General features: G+C 70.3%; 6 protein-coding genes. 5 read left to right on the top strand and 1 reads right to left on the bottom strand.

Features of this window, described 5'->3' with window-relative positions:
• Positions 1–153 precede the first annotated feature (153 nt).
• Positions 154–561, bottom strand: a complete 408-nt coding sequence (locus ACWCO3_RS28035; protein ID WP_145783026.1) for a YciI family protein — start codon at positions 559–561, stop codon at positions 154–156.
• Between the two features lie 198 nt (positions 562–759).
• On the opposite strand from ACWCO3_RS28035, the gene ACWCO3_RS28030 reads away from it, so the two are divergent.
• The 5 genes from ACWCO3_RS28030 to ACWCO3_RS28010 all read left to right on the top strand — a co-directional run bounded on the left by ACWCO3_RS28030 (position 760) and on the right by ACWCO3_RS28010 (position 7,716).
• Entirely contained in the window at positions 760–1,215 is a 456-nt protein-coding gene (locus ACWCO3_RS28030; RefSeq protein ID WP_280116492.1) for a Fur family transcriptional regulator, read from the top strand.
• Positions 1,212–3,488 carry a catalase/peroxidase HPI gene (katG, locus tag ACWCO3_RS28025; RefSeq protein WP_145783022.1) on the top strand — a complete coding sequence of 759 codons (2,277 nt, stop codon included), beginning with the start codon at positions 1,212–1,214 and terminating at the stop codon, positions 3,486–3,488. The genes ACWCO3_RS28030 and katG overlap by 4 nt, the downstream gene beginning before the upstream one ends.
• Positions 3,489–3,693: 205 nt before the next feature.
• Complete coding sequence (locus ACWCO3_RS28020) at positions 3,694–4,989, top strand: glycosyltransferase family 4 protein (RefSeq protein ID WP_450012877.1); 1,296 nt, start codon at positions 3,694–3,696, stop codon at positions 4,987–4,989.
• 252 nt (positions 4,990–5,241) lie between these two features.
• Entirely contained in the window at positions 5,242–6,666 is a 1,425-nt protein-coding gene (locus tag ACWCO3_RS28015; protein WP_450012875.1) for an O-antigen ligase family protein, read from the top strand.
• Complete coding sequence (locus tag ACWCO3_RS28010; RefSeq protein ID WP_450012873.1) at positions 6,667–7,716, top strand: Wzz/FepE/Etk N-terminal domain-containing protein; 1,050 nt, start codon at positions 6,667–6,669, stop codon at positions 7,714–7,716. It begins immediately after the preceding gene.
• Positions 7,717–7,739: the final 23 nt, after the last annotated feature.

Here is a 7,739-nt window from a genome sequence, read left to right as displayed (position 1 = left end):
CGGTGCGCTCGGCCAGATCCCGTCACCCGGCCCGAGCGTCTCGGCGTACGGGGCGACGAAGTGCAGCAACGCCAACGCCTGCACGCGCAGGGTGGCCGCGGCGGACGAGGACGCCGAGCACGCTCGGGGTGAGGCCCCGGAGCAGGGACTCGTTCACTCGGTGATGGTGGGCGGCTCGGTCAGGAACGGGCGCAGTTCGAGCCACTCGTGGATCGGCTTCCCGCCCGCTCCCGGTGCCGCCGACAACTCCCCGGCCAGCTCGACGGCGCGCTCGTAGCTGTCGACGTCGATCACCATCCAGCCGGCGATCAGGTCCTTGGTCTCGGCGAACGGGCCGTCGGTGACCGGCGGGCGACCCTCGCCGTCGTACCTGACGAACGTCCCGGTGGGGGCGAGGGCCTGACCGTCGACGAACTCACCGCTCTCCTCGAGTCGCGCGGCGAAGTCGCGCATGTACTGCATGTGGGCCGAGACCTCCGCCGGCGCCCACTGGTCCATCGGCACGTCGTTGACCCCCTTGGGGGCGCCGCGGTAGTGCTTGAGCAGGAGGTACTTGGCCATCGTGGTTCTCCTTGACGCTGGTGTGCGACCCGTCGTGGTCGCGTTCACCCCGGGGACGAAGCCGGGTGTCGGTTCTCGACATGGCCGTCCGGATTATTTCTACTATCGCGGAGGACCTGGGTGAATTCTTCGCCACAGCGGCGCGCGGACCCGGGCAAAACTTGATTGGTTCCAGAAAAGTGGGCTAGTGTTCGGCAAGTGATGTCCGACTTCGAGGCGCAACTGCGGGCCGCCTCGCTGCGGGTGACTCGGCCTCGATTGGCGGTGCTCGCGGCGTTGCGCGACCACCCGCACGTCGGCACCGACGCCGTGATCGCGCTGGTGCGGGCGGATCATCCGACCATCTCCCACCAAGCGGTGTACGACGTGCTGCGTGTGCTCACCGACGCCGGTCTGGTGCGGCGTATCCAGCCGGCCGGCGCGACCGCCCGCTACGAGTCCCGGGTCGCGGACAACCACCACCATGTCGTGTGCCGTTCCTGCGGCGTGATCGCCGACGTCGACTGCGCCGTCGGTCACGCCCCCTGTCTCACCGCCCCGGTCGACCACGGTTTCGTGGTCGACGAGGCGGAGGTCGTCTACTGGGGCACCTGCCCCGACTGCGCGACCGCCCGTACGCCCCAGAGATCCGCAAGCTCGGAAGGAAGTTCATGAGCGACACCCAGGACAACCGCCCCACCAGTGCACAGGGTGTGGACCAGAAGGCAGCGGCCGGCTGCCCGGTGGCGCACGACTCGGTGACCGCGCACGGCAGCGAGAGCGAGAACCCGGCGATCGACTCGCCGACCCCGAAGACCGGCGGCCGCCCGCGCACCAACCGGGACTGGTGGCCCAACCAGCTCGACCTCTCGGTGTTGCACGCCCACTCGTCGAAGGGCAACCCGCTGGGGGCGGACTTCAGCTACGCCAAGGAGTTCGCGAAGCTCGACGTCGAGGCCCTCAAGCGGGACATCGTCGAGGTGCTCACCACCTCGCAGGACTGGTGGCCGGCCGACTTCGGCCACTACGGCGGCCTGATGATCCGGATGAGCTGGCACGCCGCCGGCACGTACCGCATCGAGGACGGTCGCGGTGGCGCCGGCGACGGTGGCCAGCGTTTCGCCCCGCTGAACAGCTGGCCGGACAACGCCAACCTGGACAAGGCTCGTCGGCTGCTCTGGCCGGTCAAGCAGAAGTACGGCCAGAAGATCTCCTGGGCCGACCTGCTCGTGCTGGCCGGCAACGTGGCCCTGGAGTCGATGGGCTTCAAGACCTTCGGCTTCGGCTTCGGCCGTGAGGACGTCTGGGAGCCCGAGGAGATCTTCTGGGGTCCCGAGGACACCTGGCTCGGTGACGAGCGGTACGCCTCCGAGAAAGAGATGGCGGCCGGCGTCGGCTCGACCGAGATGGGTCTGATCTACGTCAACCCGGAGGGCCCCCGCGGCAACGCGGACCCGGCCGCCGCGGCGCACTTCATCCGCGAGACCTTCGGCCGGATGGCGATGAACGACGAGGAGACCGTCGCCCTCATCGCCGGTGGTCACACCTTCGGCAAGACCCACGGTGCCGGCGTCGCCGACAACCACGTGGGCCCGGAGCCCGAGGGCGCACCGATCGAGGCGCAGGGCCTCGGCTGGCTGAGCACCCACGGCAGCGGCAAGGGCGCCGACACGATCACCAGTGGTCTCGAGGTCACCTGGACCGACGTGCCGACGCAGTGGAGCAACCGCTTCTTCGAGATCCTCTTCGGCTACGAGTGGGAGCTCACCACCAGCCCGGGTGGGGCGAAGCAGTGGGTCGCCAAGGACGCCGAGGCGATCATCCCGGACCCCTTCGACCCGGCGAAGAAGTACAAGCCGACGATGCTCACGACCGACCTGTCGCTGCGCGTCGACCCGGCGTACGAGAAGATCTCGCGCCGCTTCCTGGAGAACCCGGACGAGTTCGCGCTGGCGTTCGCCAAGGCGTGGTACAAGCTGTTGCACCGCGACATGGGCCCGATCGAGCGCTTCCTGGGTCCGTGGGTGGCCGAGCCGCAGCTGTGGCAGGACCCGGTGCCCGCCGTCGACCACGAGCTGGTCGCTGACGCCGATGTGGCCGCGCTCAAGGCGAAGGTCCTGGAGTCCGGTCTGACGACCGCTCAGCTGGTCTCCACCGCCTGGGCGTCCGCCGCGACCTTCCGGCACACCGACAAGCGCGGTGGCGCGAACGGCGCTCGGATCCGCCTCGAGCCGCAGCGCAACTGGGAGGTCAACCAGCCCGAGCAGCTGGCGACCGTCCTGGGCGTCCTGGAGGGCATCCAGCGGGAGTTCAACGAGGCCGGCGGCGCGAAGATCTCGCTGGCCGACCTGATCGTGCTGGCCGGTTCGGCCGCCGTCGAGAAGGCGGCGCGGGACGCCGGCGTCGAGGTGACGGTGCCGTTCCGTGCGGGTCGTACGGACGCGACCCAGGAGCAGACCGACACCGAGTCGTTCCGCGTCATGGAGCCGCGCGCCGACGGTTTCCGCAACTACCTGCGTCCGGGTGAGAAGACCCAGCCGGAGGTGCTGCTGATCGACCGCGCGTACATGCTCAACCTGACCGCGCCGGAGATGACCGTCCTGGTCGGCGGTCTGCGCTCCCTCGGTGCCAACACCGGTGGCGCCCAGCACGGTGTCCTCACCGACCGGCCGGGGCTGCTCACCAACGACTTCTTCGCGAACCTGCTGTCCCCGGGCACCCGGTGGAGCGCGTCGAAGTCCGACGAGCACGTGTACGAGATCCGCGATCTGGCGACCGACGAGGTGAAGTGGACCGCCACGGCGGTCGACCTCATCTTCGGTTCCAACTCGCAGCTGCGTGCCCTCGCCGAGGTCTACGCCAGCGAGGACGCCCGTGCCAAGTTCGTGGCCGACTTCGTGGCCGCCTGGACGAAGGTCATGGAGCTCGACCGGTTCGACATCGCCTGACAGCTCGACACGACGAGCCCCGGCCGATCCGTCAGTGATCGGTCGGGGCTCGTCCATGTCGACGTCACGTGGATGACAATCCAGGGGTTGCGAATCCCACTGATGATTTTTTTGTCCCGCTGATCGCTGGCGTACGGCCCAATACGTGACAAGGTGTTCATCTGCCCGGGTGACGGGCGCGGACCTAGTCACGCAGGGAGTCATCGTGGCCCATCCCGACCTGCAGGCCGAGGAAGCGGACCAACACGCGGCACGTCCCGCGATTCCCCGGCAGCGGGCTCAGGCGGCCCGTGTCGCCCCGTCGACCGGGCCGGACCTCGTCGGCACCGGTTGGCGTCCACTGCGGATCGCGATGATCGGCCAGAAGGGAATGCCGGCCACCTACGGCGGCATCGAGCGGCACGTCGAGGAGATGGCCAGCCGGCTGGCCGGCTTCGGGCACGAGGTCACCGTCTACTGCCGCCGGAGCTACGGGAAGATGCCGGCCGACCACTACCGGGGCGTACGCCTGCGCGAGGTGCACACCATCGCGAGCAAGCACCTCGACGCCATCGTGCACGCGGCCACCTCGACCGTGGCGGCGATGAGCGGACGGCCCGACATCGTGCACTACCACGGGCTCGGGCCGGCCCTGGTCGCACCGGTGCCCCGCTGGTTCTCCCGAGCGGGCGTGGTGTTGACAGTGCACGGGTTGGACAACCAGCGGGCCAAGTGGGGCCTCGCCGCGCGTACGGTGCTGGGCAGCGCCCACTGGCTCAGCGGGTACGTCCCGCACCAGCGGGTCGCCGTCTCGCGAGGGCTCGCCACCCATTACGAGACCCGGTTCGGCCGGCCCACGACCTACATACCGAACGGCGTCAACCCGGCCCGGCGGGCGTCGAGCCGGCAGATCGAGGCCCGGTTCGGGCTGACCCCCGGTGGTTATCTGCTGCTGGTCGGCCGGCTGGTCCCGGAGAAGGCCGCCGACCTGCTGATCCGGGCCTTCCGGCGGCTCGACACCGGAATGCGGCTGGCGATCGTCGGCGGGTCGTCGTTCACCGACGACTACGTGGACCAGCTGCACCGTGCCGCCGAAGGGGACGACCGGATCGTCTTCACCGGGTTCGCCTACGGAGACCTCCTCGCTGAGCTGTACGCCAACGCCGCAGGTTTCGCCCAGCCGTCCCGCCTGGAAGGGCTGCCGTTGACGCTGCTGGAGGCGGCCGCGTACGGGCTTCCCGTGGTCGCGAGCGACATCGCGCCACACGTGGAGGTGCTGGAGTCGGACGCCGCTGGAGGGCGGTTGTTCCGCGACGGCGACGAGGACGACCTGATCCGGGTGCTGACCGCGCTGCTCGGGGACCTGGCGGCGGAGCGGGCCGGCGCGAAGGCGCTGGGTGACCGGGTCACCGAGATGTACAGCTGGGACACCGCCGCCCGCGAGTTGGAGCGCCTCTACTTCAGCCTGGTCCCGGCGACGCGTCGGCGGTCCAGGGCGCGACTGCCGGCACGCACCGACTGACCGTACGGTCCGTTCGTCGGCGCGACATCGAGTCAACCTCGTGGGGGACCGACACGTCAGTGCAACGGCCCCTTCTTCGAGCGAGGTGACGGGGCTAGATTGAACCGATCTTGCCGGGAGGACATCGGTTGGCCGCGCCCGGCAGCGGCCGGGCAGCGTCGATTCGGTTCAGTGGGATCAGTGGGACAACACACGCAGCAGGTGGTCGATGCGGAACTACCCGGGTACGCACCGGGCGACGGGACTCCGCCGATGAGCAGCAGGGTGGACACGACCCGTCTGCTCACCGGCGCGGCGGCGCTGGCCGCCGCCGTCGTGGCGGTGGTCGCGGGAGTCTCGATGGCGGCTGGTGACCGTAAGGGCATGGTGCTGCCACTCGCGGCGGTCGCGGGCGTCGCGGTGGCCGTCCTCGCGCTGACCCGGTTCTCCGGGTACGTACTGCTGATGCTCGCGGTCCGCTCCTGCGTCGACCTGTTCAAGCTCACCGGACCGAGTGCCGGCCAGGCCGACTCCGCCGGCGCCGCCCGGGTGGTGGACCCGTCCACCCTGCTCGCGGTGCTGTTCCTCCTCGCCGCCGGGCTCTGGCTGGCCGCTCAGCTCAGCCGGCACGGGCGGTTGCGCGGCTCACCACTGGGGTGGGCCATGCTGCTCGTCGGGGCCAGCAGCGTGGTGAGCGCGCTCGGCGCGACACGGCCGGCGAACAGCCTGTTGGAGGCGCTGCGGATCCTCACCGTCGTGGTGATGTTCGTGGTGCTGGAACAACTGATGCCGAACACCGCGGCGATCCGTCGGATCCTGCTCGCCTGCTACGTCTCGCTGGTGCTGTCGCTCGGTTACACGGTCGTCCTGTCGCTGCTCGGCAACCCGCCGGCCGAGGTGAAGGGCGACTTCACCCGGATCAGTGGCACGTTCAGCCAGTCGACCACGTTCGGTCGCTACCTGATGTTCATGGTGATCTTCGGGTTCGCGGTGTACCGCTTCCTGGGTCGCCGTCTGCGGGTGACCCTCGGCGTGCTGCTCGGGCTCTCGTTGCTGTTCCTGTTGCTGACCAACACCCGCAGCGCCCTGCTCGGCGCGGCGATCGGTCTGGTCGTGGTCGCCGTGCTGCACCGCAGCAAGCGGATGCTGGTCACCCTCTGCGTGGTGGCGATCGCCGGGGTGGCCCTGGTGCCCGCCGTCGGCGAGCGGTTCGCCCAACTCGGCAGCTCACGCGCTGTCGGCGGGGATCCCACCGGGAACACCCTGGCGTGGCGGATCGGCTACTGGACCGAGATCGTCACGCTGGCCGACCGTAATCCGGTCACCGGCATCGGGCCGAACATGACGCAGCGTGAGACCGACGAGGCGAAGAAGCCGCACAACGACTTCCTCCGGGCGTACGTCGAGACCGGGTTGCTCGGTCTCGGGGCGTACCTGATGATGCTTGTCGCCTTCCTGCACACCGCGCGCAGGGCGCTGCGGCGAGCGCCGCCGGGCAGCTTCGAGCGGGGCGTCGCTGTCGGTTTCACCGGTTGCGCCATCGCGTTCGTGGCGGTCAGCGCGGCGTCCAACGTCATTTCCAATGTGGTTACGCTCTGGTATTTCGTCGCGTTCGCTGCGGCGGCCAGTGCGATGGCCCGCCACCCGGCTCCTCAGGTGGCCGGCGAGCAGCCGCGAAGCACGTCTGTCCCGGTCTGAGTGAACGACAGCATTGGGGAAAAAGTGGAGATCGTCGACTACCTGCGGGTCGCCCGACGGCGCCTCTGGGTACTCGTGGGGGTGCCGCTGGTCGCCACCGGCGCGGCGGCCGGCATCGTCCTGCTCGCGCCACAGCAGTACAGCGGCACCGCCTACGTGGCGGCGCCGGCGTTGGTGGGCGGGGCGGCCGGGACGCAGTACACCGGCACGCAGGCGGCGAACCAGTTCGTCGCGGCCTTCGGCGCGGCGGTCACCTCACCCCGGGTCCTCGCCGACGTGGCCGGTGACACCGGGGTGACGCCGGAGCGGCTGCGCGACGGCCTCGCCGTCACCCAGGTCGGCGCGAGCAGCCAACTGGAGGTGACGTACACCGCCGGCGACCGGGCGACCGTCGCGCCGGTGCTGGGCGCGACCACCACCCGGGCGCTCGCCTTCCTGTTCTCCTCCCAGGTCGGCATCGCCACCAGCGAGGTCGAGGCGGCCAACGCCGACGTCACCGCGGCCACCAAGGCGATCGGTGAGTGGGAGAAGGCCAACAAGGTCTCCCAGCCGGACCGGATCTACCAGGCGACGCTGGGTGAGCTGACCAGCCTGCGGCAGCAGCAACTCTCCATGCAGGCCGTCGGCAACAGTCGGGGTGCGTCCGCGGCGGCCGCCGCGATCACCACCGCGCAGAAGAAGCTCGACGAGCTGGGGCCGAAACTCCCTGACTACCAGGCGCTGCTCGCCCAGCGGGACGCGGCGACCGGCGCGTTGTCGCAGGCCCGGGAGGGGTTGCAGGCGGCCCGGGCTCAGGCCCAGGCCGCCGATCCGAAGCAGGTGACCAGCATCGGCGAGACGCACGACGTGAGCCGGATGGCCGAGCTGGTGCGTACCGCCCTGCCGGTGGGGGGCGCAGGCCTGCTGCTCGGGGTGCTGTTGGTCGGTGTCCTCGAACTGCTCTCGCGGGCACGCCTGACCGGTCGCCCGACAACCCCGCCGGCCCCGAGCGACCCGCCGCCGGCCGAGCCGCTGGTGCCGGCACAGACCGTGCCCGCGGCACGGCCGTGACCGCCCGGGAACGGGCCGCCAGG

It is taken from the genome of Micromonospora sp. NPDC002411 (assembly GCF_053592955.1).
Note: the sequence above shows the minus strand (reverse complement) of the source record. Positions and strands in the feature narration are given on the sequence as shown.

Bases quoted from the DNA above. Each gene is read 5' to 3' on its own strand.
- katG (WP_145783022.1), top strand. From the start codon at position 1,212: ATGAGCGACACCCAGGACAACCGCCCCACCAGTGCACAGGGTGTGGAC.
- ACWCO3_RS28035 (WP_145783026.1), bottom strand. From the start codon at position 561: ATGGCCAAGTACCTCCTGCTCAAGCACTACCGCGGCGCCCCCAAGGGG.
- ACWCO3_RS28015 (WP_450012875.1), top strand. From the start codon at position 5,242: ATGAGCAGCAGGGTGGACACGACCCGTCTGCTCACCGGCGCGGCGGCG.